The sequence below is a fragment of the Priestia endophytica genome, assembly GCF_026790145.1.
Taxonomy (GTDB): domain Bacteria; phylum Bacillota; class Bacilli; order Bacillales; family Bacillaceae_H; genus Bacillus_I; species Bacillus_I endophytica_A.
In genome coordinates this window covers 36909-52484 of record NZ_JALAMS010000030.1, presented here as the reverse complement: position 1 = coordinate 52484, position 15576 = coordinate 36909, and the positions used below count along the sequence as shown (strand labels likewise).

The window sequence follows — 15576 nt, the reverse complement described above, 5'->3', positions numbered from 1 at the left end:
ATGGGTTGTGGTGACTTAATTCTACAAGAAAAGGTCTTCCTTTTTGTATTTATTCATTTACACAAGATATTTTACGCTCTCGTATAGTAAGGAATAAATATAAAACATTCATAAAACTAATGTAATAATAGTTTTAATATTTATAATTTTTTGATAGTTTTTATTCTAAAATACTATTTCATCTATCTAAGAAACATAAAAAATGTTGGCAGAAGTAAAAAAGCGAAAACCGTTCAATAACAACGCGTTCTCGCTTTTTCTTTACCCTGAGGTATCCTTTTAAGGGTGGTCCTTTCTTAACATCAAGAAAGAATATAGTTCAGAAAGTACTCTAGATGTAAAATCTATATTTGGCTCTCTTATAACAAAACAAATCCATAAAAATCAAGTTTAAGAAATAGATAAAAAGCATTTTAACTTACCTTCCTATAACGTAACTATACTTACTAAAGGAAAAGGAGAGATTACTTAGTATAGTCATCTCTTTTTATTCTAAGAATTACTTATTATAATGTAGGATCTTTTGTGGTTGGAGTTACTGGCATATGAACCTGTTGTCCTGGCTTTACAAATATCATAGATACCATTCCAACTATCACAGCAAAAGCAGCAGCAGTAAACATAGCATTATATCCGTGAGATGCAACGAGACTGCCTGTTAACGTCGGGGCAATAATAGTAGCTAAATTTGCAATAAAGTGAGTTACCCCACCAAAAGTTCCTGCTTTATTTGGCTCTGTATCAAGAATAACTGTCCAATATATAGAGTTTGGTAGGTAATTAAATGCGTTACCTATACACATTAATGAAAGTACTGCTGTAGCACTTTCAACTGTTGGAATTAACATAAAACAAATGGCTGTACAAAACAAGCAAACTACCGTAAACCAAGATCTAGCTATGCGCAAATTTCCAGTTTTTTCACGCAACTTATCTGAAATTTTACCACCTAACAGTCCCGTAATAATAGCTCCTATCCATGGAATCATACCTATATATGAAAGAGATGCTAAGGAATAATTAAATTCATCCTGTAAATATTTTGGGGTCCAAGTAAGTAATAAGATATTCACATATAAAAATGCAAAATATCCGATAGCATTCATTGTTAAGGTAAAATTTTTAAAAAAATAGTACCATGGTACATTGTTTGATATTGTTTCTTCTAATTTTGTTTCACCTTTTAGTAAATCATTCGTACTTCGAATTTTCTGAAGTTCAATTTTCGAGACTTTTGGATGGTCTTCAGGTAAATTTGTAAATACTTTTCTCCATATTAATACCCAAATAAAACCTAGTAAGCCAAGAATAACAAATGTTACTTTCCAATTAGTGAATGTTAAAAGACCCACTACGACGGGGGCGGTAATTAATGCTCCAATGGGAGTACCAACTAAACCAAGTGCTACTGAGAAACCTTTTTCCTTTGGGGACACCCAGTTTGCCATTGTTCGGTTCATTGTAGATAATGTAGGACCTTCAGCTAACCCAAATAAAACACGAAATACCGCAAAACCTGCCAACGCAGAACCACCAAAAAATGTTGCACCTAAGTGACCAGCGAATATCGTTCCTATTTCAAAAATAGACCATGTGGTTCCCGCAAGAATCCACATAAATTTAGGTCCTTTCTTATCTGCTAAAGCACCACCAAATAGTGCTCCAAAAATATAGCCATATCCAAAATAACCTAGAATTGCTCCCCAGCTTATTGGATCTAAATTGAATTCTTGTATAATCTCAGCTTGTGCATATGATAGGGCACCTCTATCTATGTAATTTATAACTGTTATAATAACAATCATGAAGATAATAAAGTAACGATAATTATTTTTCATTAATTATCTCTCTCCTCGCTCTCATAATCTAATTTTTCCTGCTGAGATAGAAATCTTATAATAAACTACTACGTGTTTTTTACTTTCAAAAGGATAGGAAAAAGTGGATGATTACCATTTTATTTTCTTTCTACAAGGCGAACGGAAAGTTTCCAGATTACATGAACTCCTGATTTAACAGTGATACTAGATCTATTACGTAAAGAATCTAAACATACAATATCTATTGCCTGTACTAAAGAATATGAATCTGTAATGTATACGCATTCAAATAATTCATCTGTTCTTATTAATCCTGTGTTTTTTGCCGGAACTTTAGGTACATAAGCACTATCAAGAACATCCATATCTACTGTCAGATAGGTAACATCTATTTTTTTAGCTAAATCATCCAAGGCTCTTTCAACTGTAGCAGAAATTCCTTCTTTTCTTGAAATAAGGTCATATAATTAACTTTGCATCAGAGCCGGGAATTTTGCATTTTATACCCATCCTCGGAAATGCGAGGCTTCAGCCGATTTTCTGATTCCGACCATATATGCAGCTAAACGCATATCAACTTCATGGGTCTGTGACATTTGATAAATAGTTTCAAAGGAATTGATCATTACTTTTCGCAACTTTTTAGCTACTTCTTCTTCTGACCAATAATATCCTTGATTGTTTTGGACCCATTCAAAGTACGAAACAGTCACACCACCTGCACTAGCCAGTATATCTGGCACAAGGAGGATACCTCTTTCATCTAAAATTTTGGTAGCTTCTAGGGTTGTAGGTCCATTTGCTGCTTCTACCACAATGGATGCATGAATGCGATTGGCATTTTCTAACGTAATTTGATTAGAAATAGCGGCTGGAACAAGAATTTCACATTCTTGCTCAAGTAATTCTTGATTTGTCATAACATTAGTAAATAAATTGGTTACCGTCCCAAAACTATCTCGTCGATCAAGTAAATAATCAATATCAAGCCCTGTTGGATCATAAAGAGCACCATGTGCATCTGAAATCCCAATCACTTTGGCTCCTGCCTCATGCATAAATTTAGCCAGAAAGCTTCCGGCATTCCCAAAGCCCTGAATCACAATGCGTGCCCCCTGTAATTCAATACCTTTTTTCTTGACGGCTTCTTCAATGCAAATTGTTACACCGCGCGCCGTTGCCGTTTCGCGACCTTGTGATCCCCCTAATACAATCGGTTTTCCTGTAATAAATCCAGGAGAGTCAAATTCACGAAGGCGGCTGTACTCATCCATCATCCACGCCATAATTTGAGAGTTCGTATAAACATCAGGGGCTGGAATATCTTTTGTCGGACCAACGATTTGGCTAATGGCCCGAACATATCCGCGACTTAATCTCTCTAATTCCCCAAGTGACATGTTCCTTGGATCGCAAATAATTCCTCCTTTTCCTCCTCCGTAAGGAAGATTAGCAATGCCACACTTTAAACTCATCCAAATAGACAAGGCTTTGACCTCTTCTTCATTTACTTCAGGATGGAATCGGACACCTCCCTTTGTAGGACCCACAGCGTCGTTATGTTGAGAACGATAGCCGGTGAAAATTTTAATAGAGCCGTTATCCATTCGAACTGGAATACGCACCGTTAAGGTTCTAATTGGTTCTTTTAATAATTCATACATCTTATTGTTATAACCTAACTTCCGAACCGCTTCTTTTATAATAAGTTGGGTTGAATTTAATAAATCTAACGTTCCACTTTGCTTATGGTCCTTATGGTCCAGCTCTTGAATTTGATCACTTTTAACGGGGGATCCCACTTTCATTTGTTACACCTCTTATCTTATAAGTTGTTTAAATTGATTGTTCTGAAGCGTTATTTTTATAAAAAAAGGCAATTGCTGTAACAATTGCTCTAATTTCTTATTATCAATCGATTTTATTTTCCAATCCATTACTTTGGCTAAGGCAAGAAGAGGATGAGATATTTCTTCTTGCCTAACATATACTTTCAGATTAATCTGGATTTATATTCACCTTAGTCTTTTTTTCTTTCCTTACTAAATTGTCTATCACTTTATCTAGACCGTAAAACATAGCCAGTTATAAACTGCAGCCATGCGTATACCCCGATTTTGACTGTTTCAGCACCTGGTGAATCTTTGGTGGGGTCTAGACAAACAAAATCAATATGCTGAACAATTGGATGCTTACCAATTTCTAATAATGCATCAAACAGCTCAGTTGATGTCATGCCGCCGGGGGTGGATGCTGGTACCCCTGGTGCAACGGAAATATCGAGTACATCCATGTCGACTGTGACATAAACAAGATCGACTTTTGCTGACAGACGTTCGAGCGCTTCTTGAATGGTATTGATAAGGCCCTTTCTGCGTGCTTGTTTTAATGTTACCACCTGAATGTTGTGTTTCTCGGCATAATCGATAAGTGGCTTCGCATTAAAATAACCATGCAAACCGATATTGATGACATCCTGGCCTTTAACAATATTGCCATCAATTAATTGGCGAATTGGAGTTCCATTTGCAGGTCCTAATTCCTCCGGATCTCGCACATCAAGATGCGTGTCAAGTTGTAAAATCCCAATGGTTTTTTGCTCACAAACTTCTTTGATTCCTCGAACAGCGCAAGCCGTTGTAGAATGATCACCGCCAATCATGCATGTGATGGTGTGAGGATAGCGTTCCACAAGATATGCTGATGTCTCTTGAATACGTTGATGTGATAAAGGGATATCTGTCGTATGCATTACAATATCCCCTGCATCCGCTACTTGTAGCGCTGTTAAATCGATATTTTCATCCAAGTTGTAGGTGGAAAATCTTTTCCACATTCTCCGAAATTCCGTTGGATACAGGGAAGCCCCAGACACACTAATTGATGATCTCGAAATTGGCGCTCCGTAAATAATCAGGTTAGGCAGACTTCTTAGTTCATTAAGTGGCTGAATCCACTGATGAACGTAAGCTGTTTCTTCTTTCGATGTATTCCAAGACCATTCAGGTGCTTGAAGCCATTTTTCACTCACCCTATCCCACCACCTTTACACCTTTTTTCCATACAGCCTTGACATGATTAACTCCGAATAAATATTGTAATTCTTGATAGTTTTTAACATCCCATAAGACAATATCTGCTTGCTTTCCTACCTCCAGTGACCCTACTTTTTCTTGACGATTAATGGCGCAGGCTGCATTATATGTTGCTGCCGTCAAGGCTTCTGCTGGAGTAAGTCTCATCGAAATACAAGCTAGATTCATAACAAGAGGCATAGAAGTCGTCGGTGATGACCCAGGATTGCAGTCGGTGGAAATAGCTACAGGTACACCTGCATCAATCATCTTTCTTCCTGCCGCAGCTTCTTCACGTAGATATAATGCTGTAGCTGGTAATAAGCAAGCAATAGTCCCGGCTTTCGCCATAGCATGTATACCTTCATCTGATGCTTTTAATAAATGCTCAGCTGAGACCGCTCCTACTTTTGCAGCCAACTCAGCTCCCCCATAAGGTTCAATTTCATCGGCATGTATTTTAGGCACTAACCCATATTCTTTTCCGGCTTCTAGTATCCGTTTCGACTGCTCAGGGGTAAAAACACCTTTCTCACAAAAAACATCGTTAAACTCAGCCAAGTTTTCCTCAGCTACTATTGGCAGCATCTTATCAATTAAATAATCAACAAATTCATTTTCTTTTCCTTTAAATTCTGGAGGTACAGCATGAGCTCCCATAAAAGTAGGTACAAGATCAATTGCATGTTTTTGTTGCAATTCTTTCATTACACGCAATTGTTTAAGCTCAGTTTCCAGGTTCATGCCATAGCCGCTTTTACTTTCTACCATCGTAACTCCATGAGCAAGAAATGAATCGAGACGACTCATTGTTTGTTCTAGTAATTCTTCTTCTATTGCCTCTCGTGTCATACGGGCTGTTGCATGAATCCCTCCACCCGCGTTCATAATATCCATATATGTCGCACCTTCAAGGCGCATTTCAAACTCATGTTCACGACTTCCCCCATACACAACATGTGTATGAGGATCCACAAGCCCAGGCGTAACTAAATGATTAGAAGCCTCCACAACGTCCGCTGTATGCAATTTCTCTGCATAGCGTTTTTCCAGATCATTTGTTGTACCAACAGCCTGAATGGTTCCATCTTCTATCCACAAACTACCATCTTCGATGAGTCCAAGCTCTGACATAGCTTCTTGTGAGCGCGGACCTTTTCCTTTACCTGCAAGCGTAGCAAGCTGAGTCGCATGTTTAATCCAAATTGGTTTTGTCATTACTGATCAGTCCCTTTATCAAGCATTGGAATGTTAATCCCTTTTTCACGAGCTGTTTTCTTTGCTAATTCATATCCCGCATCAGCGTGACGTACTACCCCCATACCTGGATCAGTTGTCAGAACTCGCTCAATACGTGTTTCCGCTTCCTTCGTACCATCTGCCACAATAACTACTCCTGCATGTAAAGAATAGCCCATTCCGACACCGCCTCCATGGTGTACAGATACCCAAGTAGCACCGCCCACTGCGTTTATCATCGCATTTAAAATTGGCCAGTCTGAAACTACATCTGATCCATCTTTCATAGCTTCTGTTTCACGGTTTGGTGAAGCAACAGAGCCAGAATCCAAGTGGTCACGTCCAATCACAACTGGTGCTTTTAACTCACCACTAGCCACCATATCATTTAGAATTTTTCCAAAACGAGCACGCTCTCCATAGCCCAACCAACAAATACGAGAAGGGAGACCCTGGAATTGAATTTTTTCCTGTGCCATACGAATCCAGTTACATAAATGTTCATTATCACTAAATTCACGTAAGATAGCCTGATCCGTTTTATAAATATCTTCAGGATCCCCTGACAATGCTACCCAACGAAAAGGACCTTTTCCTTCACAGAATTGCGGACGGATATAGGCTGGAACGAATCCAGGAAAGTCAAAGGCATTATCTACGCCCTCATCTTTTGCAACCTGACGAATATTGTTACCATAATCGAACGTCACGGCACCTTTTTCCATCATCTCAAGCATTTCTTTCACATGTGTTGCCATTGAAGCTTTTGAACGTTTCACGTACTCTTCAGGGTTAGATTTTCGTAATTCTGCTGCTTCTTCGAGCGACATTCCTGAAGGGATGTATCCATTCAATGGATCGTGTGCTGATGTTTGATCTGTTAATACATCCGGGATAAAATTGCGTACAATCATTTCCGGTAAAAGTTCAGAGGCATTGCCTAATAGACCGATTGATAAAGCTCTTCCTTCTTTTTTTGCTTCTTTAGCTAAATGGATTGCTTCATCTAGCGAGTCCGTTTTCACATCTGTATAACGAGTCTCAATTCGTCGGTCAATCCTTGTCTCATCAACATCAATACCAATGCAGACACCACCATTCATCGTGACAGCAAGAGGTTGAGCTCCACCCATACCGCCAAGACCCGCGGTTACCGTGATAGTACCTTTGAGTGTATTATTGAAATGTTGTTTCGCAAGCTCTGCAAATGTTTCATACGTTCCTTGCACAATTCCTTGAGAACCAATATAAATCCAGCTACCTGCTGTCATTTGTCCATACATCATTAACCCTTTTTTATCAAGCTCATGAAATGTGTCCCAATTTGCGTAAGCTGGTACAATATTTGAATTTGCAATCAGTACGCGTGGTGCATCTGAATGGGTTTTAAAGATAACTACCGGTTTTCCTGACTGAACAAGTAGGGTTTCATCTTCTTCTAGCTTTTTCAAAGATTGAACAATTGCATCAAATGATTCCCAATTTCGGGCTGCCTTCCCAATTCCTCCGTATACAACAAGTTCCTCTGGATGCTCAGCTACATCAGGATCTAAATTGTTCATTAACATCCGAAGTACGGCCTCTTGTTGCCATCCTTTTGTATGTAATTCAGTACCTTCATAACGTATCACTTTGTTCTTTGTAAACGTATTCATTTTTCTTACCTCCTTATTTGCTTATATTCAGTTTATAATAAAAATTCTAATAATTTATTATAATTTAATGATTTTTTTATAAAATATTTCTAAATAATTCTTTTTAACTCTCATTTTTATAAATAGTTTCAAAATGCATTTACTTATAATCCAATTAAAAACGATTCAGTATATACTGAATCGTTTTTTTATAATCCAGATCGGTAAGCTGATGGGATGCATGCCTCAATCTGTTTGAATTTAGTATTAAAATAAGTTTGGTGAGAATAGCCCGTTAATCGTGCAACTTCCTCCAATGATAAATCCGTTTCCCGCAATAGACGTTTAGCCTCTCGAATCCGTACTTGATGTAACGTCTTGCGAAAAGACTGGCCGGATTCGGCTGCAAAGCGGCGGCTGAGGGTACTCTTATTGATACGGAGTGCATCAGCACATGCCGCTAAATTCCACTGAGCATCCCAATAGTTAGACTCTATCAATTCTTTTGCTTTCTCAACCAGTGTTCGTGATCCTTCCTGTACTTGCTCATGATTCTTCTGAAGTAAATGAGTTATAAACGTAAGCAGTCCTTGGACAATTTGATAAATGACTGGCTTATGGACAATTTGCTGAAAAACTTCATGATAGAGTGTTTCCCAGTCTGCACTCTGGAGGTTGTGTGACTTCATATATCGGCGAATCTGCGCGAGCACACTCGTAAGACGAACACGAACGTTTTCTGGATCGGGATATGGCTGCTGAAAGGTCAAAAATTCACGCTCCACCCAATCCCGAATGGCTTTTATATTTCTTTTTTCAAGCATTTCAATCCACTGCCTTTGTTCCAAAGGAGTAAGGAAGGGGTCCATTTCCTGAGGGAACATTTGTTCATTTTCCACCAAAACAATATCATAGCCTTCGAAAAAAACTAGCCTTGTTAACTGACGTATTTGCTGATAGGCTTTTTTTAACGAATCACCTGAGGAAGTTTCCTTAATTACAATAGCAAGGGGCTCACTCATAAGGTCTTTCCAATATGCAAGAAAGGCATGGTATTCCTCCTTGAATACTTCAATCCCTTGGGTTTCCCTCACACATACAATAAAATCAGATAGAGCAAATATGCGATGCTTTCCGGTAAAAGAATAACGTTGCAATGCATCATATACTAATGGAAGTGTTTCTGGATGGGGAGTTAAAAGTGCGACCATTGTTATCGGACTAACGTGCTTTCGCTCTGTTAGGAAAAGGTCAGGATAATCGATGGGAAGTGAACTTCCTTCTCCTGTTGCTCTATTCTCAAAGTAACGACGATCATTACGCAATTGGTAGCGCAGTTGTTGAATACGTTTGATTAAATCTGACGGAGAAAACGGGCGGAATAAAACATCTTCTGCACGAAAACGGAGCGCACGATAAGCAGTTTGGAAAATTCGCTCAGATGAAATCCCTAACCAGCGAATTCTATTTTGTTGCATCACCTTACCAAATCGTTCACTTTCATGCTTCCATCCGTCCATATCCAGAATAACAAGCTCAGGTTTCTGCTTTTTTATATCACTTTCAAATTCCTCCATTGTATTCCACAGAACCAATCGAACTCCAGTAAAATGTGACTCTACCAACCACCTAATCCCTTGAGCTTCTAACTCATCTTTTGCTATCAAATGAATTTCCATGCTGTTACACCTTCTTTTATCCTTTTCTTTCATCATAGCAAATGTACTCGTATGTTGACCTCATTTTATATTTCTAGAGAATAATTAATATATGTCCTTTCCGTTTTTATAAATAAGAAGACAGGAGATATGATATATTTACATGAATGAACACAAGGTTTGATACTGAATCGGTAATAACTAATTGATGTATCTATGAAATACAAGATTATACTTTTTGATGTTAATGACCCATTGTTTGACTTTAGTATCTTTTTAAAAAAAGGAACTATATAAAACTTTTATGAAATTCAGGTTTTCTATGGGATTAATGGATTATGAAGTCAGCTATTAAGAAATTAGTAAGGTTTTATGAAAAAAATCAAATGGTAGAATTATCACTTTATCAAAACTAGGGATAGAGAAATTTAAAACGGGCTCCCTTAAAAAATACGTTTTTTTAAGGGAGTCCGTTTTCTATGAAACTCCTATTCAAAGTAAAAGAGATATTCATCTTTTTTAATTATTATAGTATTGATAACAAAACAGACAGATCTGTTTTGAAGTACGAGTTTGTTTTGATTAAAGCACCATTGCAGCAATAATACCGAAAATCATCAAAGGGATGTTAAAATGTAAAAAGGTTGGCACACATGTGTCCCAGATATGGTGATGCTTTCCATCTGCATTTAGCCCTGACGTTGGGCCAAGAGTGCTATCTGATGCCGGTGAACCTGCATCCCCAAGTGCACCAGCAGTACCGATTAATGCGGCGGTTGCCAATGGAGAAAAACCCACTGTTGCGCAGATTGGAACAAATAAGGCAGCAATAATTGGAATTGTGCCAAACGAGGAACCAATTCCTATTGTAATTAACAGACCAACAAGAAGCATTGCAATAGCAATAACTAACTTATTGTCACCCAATATTCCAGTTGTAGACTTCACTAGGTCCTCAACGGCGCCAGTCTCTTTCAAAATTGTTGCATACCCTGAAGCAATTAACATCACAAATGCAATCATCCCCATCATAATAATACCTTCATGGACAACCTTCTCGCCTTCTTTAAAAGGGACAATCGTAAACAGAAACATGAGAATAATTCCTGTGAGTGCCCCTAGAATAAGTGAACCAGTTACAAGTTGCACGATAAGTGCCCCTACAATTGCAATAATAGTGAGAAAATGACGCAATGTGAATGACAATTCTATCTCTTCCGTCATCGCTACCTCACTAATAACATCCTCATTGCCACTGGATAGTTCACGATCTTTACGATAAGAAATAAAAATGGCAAAAAACAATCCGATAACCATTCCAAGCCCTGGGATTAACATTGCGTATGTCACAGATGAAGGAGCAATATTCATACCACTCGCTTTCATTTCATCAGCAATAATTCCGTGGAATATTAACCCAAAACCAGCTGGAATCATAATATACGGTGTTTTTAACCCAAATGTTAATGCTACAGCGATTCCTCTACGGTCAACCTTCATTTTATCAAATAAATAGAGCAAAGGAGGAATTAGAATTGGAATAAACGCAATATGTATTGGAACAGCGTTTTGAGATAAACAAGCGACTCCCGCAATCGTCAACAACATAATTGCACGCTTTCTTTTTAAAGCGCTTACAAGTCTTTTTACAAGGAATCCCGTAATTCCCGAATATCCAACCATAACGGCAAATATGCCAAGTAGAATATAACTTAATGCTGTATTTGCCTGTCCTCCCATCCCAGATATGAGCATATTTGTTGCTTCAGTTAGTGTTAACCCTTCCATCAAACCAGAAATACCGGCGGCAAGCAGAATTGCCAGCATCACATTAACACGAAAAAGACTCAGTACTACCATAACAATGACTGAAACCACTACAGCATTGAATATCAACATCAAATCGCCCTTTCTTTTTTAAAGTCCTTATCTTTTAGAAATTAAGAATTATTTTTTAAAAATTCAGTTAATTACAAGTGAAGTGGGAACTGCACGTCTTCGGTGTATTAAACATAAACACCGAATGATGCTGTCCCCTTGGTAACTTACTTTCTCGGACTTTTAACTCTAATTATAAATATGAAAGTTTTTGCTTATTCTATTTAATTTGACGTTTGCTTCTTTCTTGTTAAATTCTTTCCTTAACAATTGCCTCATTTTCACAATTTTTTATTCCAACGATTGAAAATGAATTCTTCAGCCAGCTTTCAGCTTCTGTAATATCACGTGAAAACACACGGTCCTTTTCAATGAATGGAATTCGCTTACGTCCTTCTTTTAGAACGTTTTTCGTTGCTGGTGCCATATCATCTATACCTCTAATCTCAACTGCCTGCATCGCACAAATGGATTCAATTGCGAGTACCCGTCTTGTATTAGATACAATTTGATAGGCATGACGTGCACCAATTGTTCCCATACTCACATGATCCTCTTGGTTTGCTGAAGAAGGGATTGAATCAACGCTTGCTGGATGAGCGAGTGTTTTATTTTCTGATACGAGTGAAGCAGCGCAATATTGCATAATCATAGCTCCAGACTGAAGTCCCGGTTCGGCACTTAAGAACGGTGGTAAATCATTCAGTTGCGGATTCACAAGTCGCTCAATTCGACGCTCAGAAATATTAGCTAATTCAGCTATTGCGATGCCAAGAAAATCCATTGCCAATGCAATCGGCTGACCGTGGAAATTTCCACCGGAGATAACTTTTTTCCCTCCATCAAAAATCAATGGATTATCTGTTGCCGCATTCATTTCGATTTCTAATTTTTCTTTTACATAGTTCAGCGTTTGCCATGTTGCCCCATGAACTTGTGGAATACAACGCAGTGAATAGGCATCCTGGACACGGATTTCACCCTGTTTGGTTGTTAATTTGCTGTCTTCCAAAAGCCCCCGTATCCGTTTCGCGACTGTAACCTGTTCCGGGTAACCACGTGCAATATGAACATCCTCATCAAACGCATCAATAATTCCTCTTAATCCTTCGATTGTCATTGCCGCAATCGCTTCTGATTGATAGGCTAGCTTTTCCGCCTCTAAATACGTTACCACACCCATTGCTGTCATCGCTTGTGTCCCATTGATTAATGCAAGACCTTCTTTTGCAGACAGAGTAATCGGAAAAATACCCTCTTTCGTCAGCGCTTTGAGAGCATTCGTCCGCTCCCCTTTATAAAATACTTCTCCTTCCCCAAGAAGAGGGAGAACAAGGTGAGATAATGGCGCCAAATCACCACTAGCTCCGAGAGAACCCTGTTGTGGAATGACAGGGTGAATCCCAGCATTTACAAACTGAAGCAAGCGCTCTATCACTATCCCTCTTATACCTGAAAACCCTTTCAATAATGCGTTCGCTCTTAATACTAACATTGCTCTTGAGACAAGTTCCGGAAATGGATCTCCAACCCCGCAGGCATGTGAGTGAATCAAATTCAATTGCAACGCTTCGACATCTTTTGGATTAATTAATACATCACTGAACTTTCCAAACCCAGTTGTTATCCCATAAACAACACGGTTTTCTTTAACGATTTGTTCCACCGCTTTACGGCTTTCTTCAACTCGCTTCCAACTATCGTCCGAAGCAGTTACTTTTTCATAGTTAAAAAGAATGTTGCTCATTTCTTCTAATTTAAGAGAATTTCCTGTCAATACTACCATAACGACACCTTCCTTCTTTGTACTTTACTTTACTGAAGCAAAAAGAAAATAGGGAACCATACTAAAGAAATCATATGATTTCTTCAGTACAGCCCCCTATTCACTAAATGCTCTGGGCTAAAAAACTAATAAGCTATTTAAATGTGATTAATACCAAGACCTAACGTCTCGTGTTCCAATCCTTTAACTGGTGCCCCAATCGTTCCATAGATTGCGACAGCCAACCATTCTCCCTCTGTTTCATCCTCATAAGGATTACCACGTACAACAGCAAAGCGTAATCCCACAGTCCGCATAACCGAACCTAATTGCATTTGCCCTCGAGTAATGCCGTAAAGCGCTTCCATAATTGCGTGATATAGGGAATGGGTTTCTCGGTAAACATTATCTTTGATAATCCTATTCTGCTTGGCAGCAGTTTCTATAGCTGCAACGACTTTTTGCGACTCCATTGAACCTACTCTCCCGCTACAGCTCTTCCAGTTTAGTTGATTTGTAATCTCTTGCTGTTCGCTCCTATCGTCCATCAATACAAGCAATGTGGCATGACGTCCGATACGGTGTTCTTTGTTTAATGCCATAAGCTACAACTCACTATTCCTAATTATCTGTCTACTTAACTAATGACTAATCTCTATTTGCATAATAGAGCAAATTCTTGAGGTTGTCAATGAATAGTTTTTTTTGGATTATCTATTCACTTCTTTAATTTCAAGTCATCCCTCTTACTTTATATAAATGGAATGTAACCTTTAGGCATACAACAGGCCATGTAGGTCCTGAACTTGCCAATATTTATTGGACACTAAGTTAGTTCTCATAATGTGCATTATAAGAAGTGAAAAAGACCGCCTTATATACTGGACGGTCTTTTCCACTCTAAGAAAGAAATGTGTTACATAAGGTTTATTTTTTTATGTTATTAATTCATAAAGCAACTTAGTCAGCTTGTGTGGTTATTAGTTTATTTCCTAGAAGATAGGTCTTTTATTCCATCTATAATCGCATATGGAAGTAAAGTGGTACCAAAAAATACGGCGAATAAGTTAAACTTTGGTTTGTTATAGAGAGTGAACCATTCCGTAAAGAATTTAGAATTAGAAAGCCTAGCAAAAAATATTCCTCCACTCTTACCTTTAACATTTAATGATTATTATTTGTAAATAAAGGCGGATTTCAAGAAGTACTGATAGATATACTTGCCTTATAACACTCTTTAGTTACATTAGAGAGAATTTCTATGCCTCTCATGATCTCATCATCTGTAGCTGTAAGACTTATTCTAATACACTCCCTAGCATGTGTAGAAACATCATAACTATCATGAAAAAAAGAACTACCAGGTACAACAATTAAGTTCTGTTCCTTTAATTTATTATAAAATTCCTTGTCCTCCAATGGAAGATTTTCTAACCATAGCCAACTGAAAAGTGAGCCCTCTGCACAATGTAGAAACCAAGGTATATTATCAGGCATAAATATAGTTAAAGCTTGTTTCAGAGTTAAATACTTTTGTATATAGTGTTCCCGTATATACTTAACAGAGATAACAGGGAGTTGACCATTTTGAAGTGAATCAGCAACCATTTTTTGTCCTAATCTGGAGGAATGAATTGATATATTTGATTGAAATGCTTCCATCACCTTTATATATTGTGGTTTTCCTATAGCAATCCCAATTCTTTCCCCTGGTAAACCTGCTTTTGAAACACTCATACAATGGATAATATTGTCCGTTAGTATAGGGTTCATATCCACAAAATTAATCGCTGGGAAAGGAGGAGCATATGCAGAATCAATCAATAATGGAATATTTAATTCACTGCATACATTTGAAATAAATAAAATATCTTCCTCTGATAGAACATTTCCACATGGATTGTTAGGGCGCGATAATACCATAGCTCCAATGTCTCTATTATTCATGATCCTTTCTAAGAAACTTTCTTTATTTAACTCGTAACGAAATGTATGATTATCTATTTTTGAGATAAGAGGAGGAATCCCCTCAATAATACTTTTTTCTAATGCAACACCACTATAGCCAGCATAATCGGGTAACATAGGTATTAGAGCACGTTTTAAATCATTCTTATTATTAGTGCCACAAAATGAGTTTAGAGCTAAGAAGAATAAATTTTGACTACCAGAGGTTATGAGAATATTTTCACGTTCCAATTTAACGTCATAGTTATTATAAAAATATTCTCTAATACAATCTATCAGTTCATAAGTCCCATAACTAGAACCATATTTACTAACCATATTCTCTAATTCGCCGCTATTGAGAATACTTTTTAAAGAATCCTCCCACATCTTATAAACTTCAGGTAAAAGTGTTGGATTTCCAGCACTTAGATTGATATATTTACTAGGATCTGAGTTAAGAACTTCTTGAATATCATGCATAATTGCCCTAACCCCTACTTTATCCATCATTTTCTGTCCAATTTTACTAAGTTTTAAATCTGACAAGTCTACACCAGC

The 15576-nt window shown here is 37.8% G+C and carries 12 protein-coding genes; all 12 read right to left on the bottom strand.

Annotated features, from left to right (window positions below; translation table 11 throughout):
* Nucleotides 1–506 precede the first annotated feature (506 nt).
* Nucleotides 507–1838 carry an MFS transporter gene (locus MOC86_RS20075; RefSeq protein ID WP_268585771.1) on the bottom strand — a complete coding sequence of 444 codons (1332 nt, stop codon included), beginning with the start codon at nt 1836–1838 and terminating at the stop codon, nt 507–509.
* 119 nt (nt 1839–1957) lie between these two features.
* The gene (locus tag MOC86_RS20070; RefSeq protein ID WP_268585780.1) at nt 1958–2257 is read right to left on the bottom strand and encodes an arginase family protein; all 300 of its coding nucleotides are present in this window, start codon (nt 2255–2257) and stop codon (nt 1958–1960) included.
* 63 nt (nt 2258–2320) lie between these two features.
* Nucleotides 2321–3628 carry a Glu/Leu/Phe/Val family dehydrogenase gene (locus MOC86_RS20065; protein ID WP_268585769.1) on the bottom strand — a complete coding sequence of 436 codons (1308 nt, stop codon included), beginning with the start codon at nt 3626–3628 and terminating at the stop codon, nt 2321–2323.
* 251 nt (nt 3629–3879) lie between these two features.
* Entirely contained in the window at nt 3880–4851 is a 972-nt protein-coding gene (locus MOC86_RS20060) for an agmatinase family protein (protein ID WP_268585768.1), read from the bottom strand.
* A gap of 1 nt (nt 4852) precedes the next feature.
* The gene (gene hutI / locus MOC86_RS20055) at nt 4853–6112 is read right to left on the bottom strand and encodes an imidazolonepropionase (protein WP_268585767.1); all 1260 of its coding nucleotides are present in this window, start codon (nt 6110–6112) and stop codon (nt 4853–4855) included.
* On the bottom strand, nt 6112–7788 hold the full coding sequence (gene hutU / locus MOC86_RS20050) for a urocanate hydratase (protein WP_268585766.1): 1677 nt from the start codon (nt 7786–7788) through the stop codon (nt 6112–6114). Before hutU ends, hutI begins: the two co-directional genes overlap by 1 nt.
* Nucleotides 7789–7976: 188 nt before the next feature.
* The gene (locus MOC86_RS20045) at nt 7977–9446 is read right to left on the bottom strand and encodes a response regulator transcription factor (protein ID WP_268585765.1); all 1470 of its coding nucleotides are present in this window, start codon (nt 9444–9446) and stop codon (nt 7977–7979) included.
* Between the two features lie 561 nt (nt 9447–10007).
* Nucleotides 10008–11324, bottom strand: coding sequence for a Na+/H+ antiporter family protein (locus tag MOC86_RS20040; protein ID WP_419146664.1), 1317 nt, complete (start codon nt 11322–11324; stop codon nt 10008–10010).
* 229 nt (nt 11325–11553) lie between these two features.
* A complete protein-coding gene (gene hutH, locus MOC86_RS20035; protein WP_268585764.1) occupies nt 11554–13089 on the bottom strand; it encodes a histidine ammonia-lyase in 1536 nt (511 codons plus the stop codon).
* Between the two features lie 137 nt (nt 13090–13226).
* On the bottom strand, nt 13227–13670 hold the full coding sequence (gene hutP, locus MOC86_RS20030) for a hut operon transcriptional regulator HutP (RefSeq protein ID WP_268585763.1): 444 nt from the start codon (nt 13668–13670) through the stop codon (nt 13227–13229).
* A 383-nt stretch (nt 13671–14053) separates the two neighbouring features.
* Nucleotides 14054–14209 carry a YfzA family protein gene (locus MOC86_RS20025; RefSeq protein ID WP_268585777.1) on the bottom strand — a complete coding sequence of 52 codons (156 nt, stop codon included), beginning with the start codon at nt 14207–14209 and terminating at the stop codon, nt 14054–14056.
* Between the two features lie 56 nt (nt 14210–14265).
* The gene (locus MOC86_RS20020; protein ID WP_268585762.1) at nt 14266–15564 is read right to left on the bottom strand and encodes a valine--pyruvate transaminase; all 1299 of its coding nucleotides are present in this window, start codon (nt 15562–15564) and stop codon (nt 14266–14268) included.
* Nucleotides 15565–15576 lie beyond the last annotated feature (12 nt).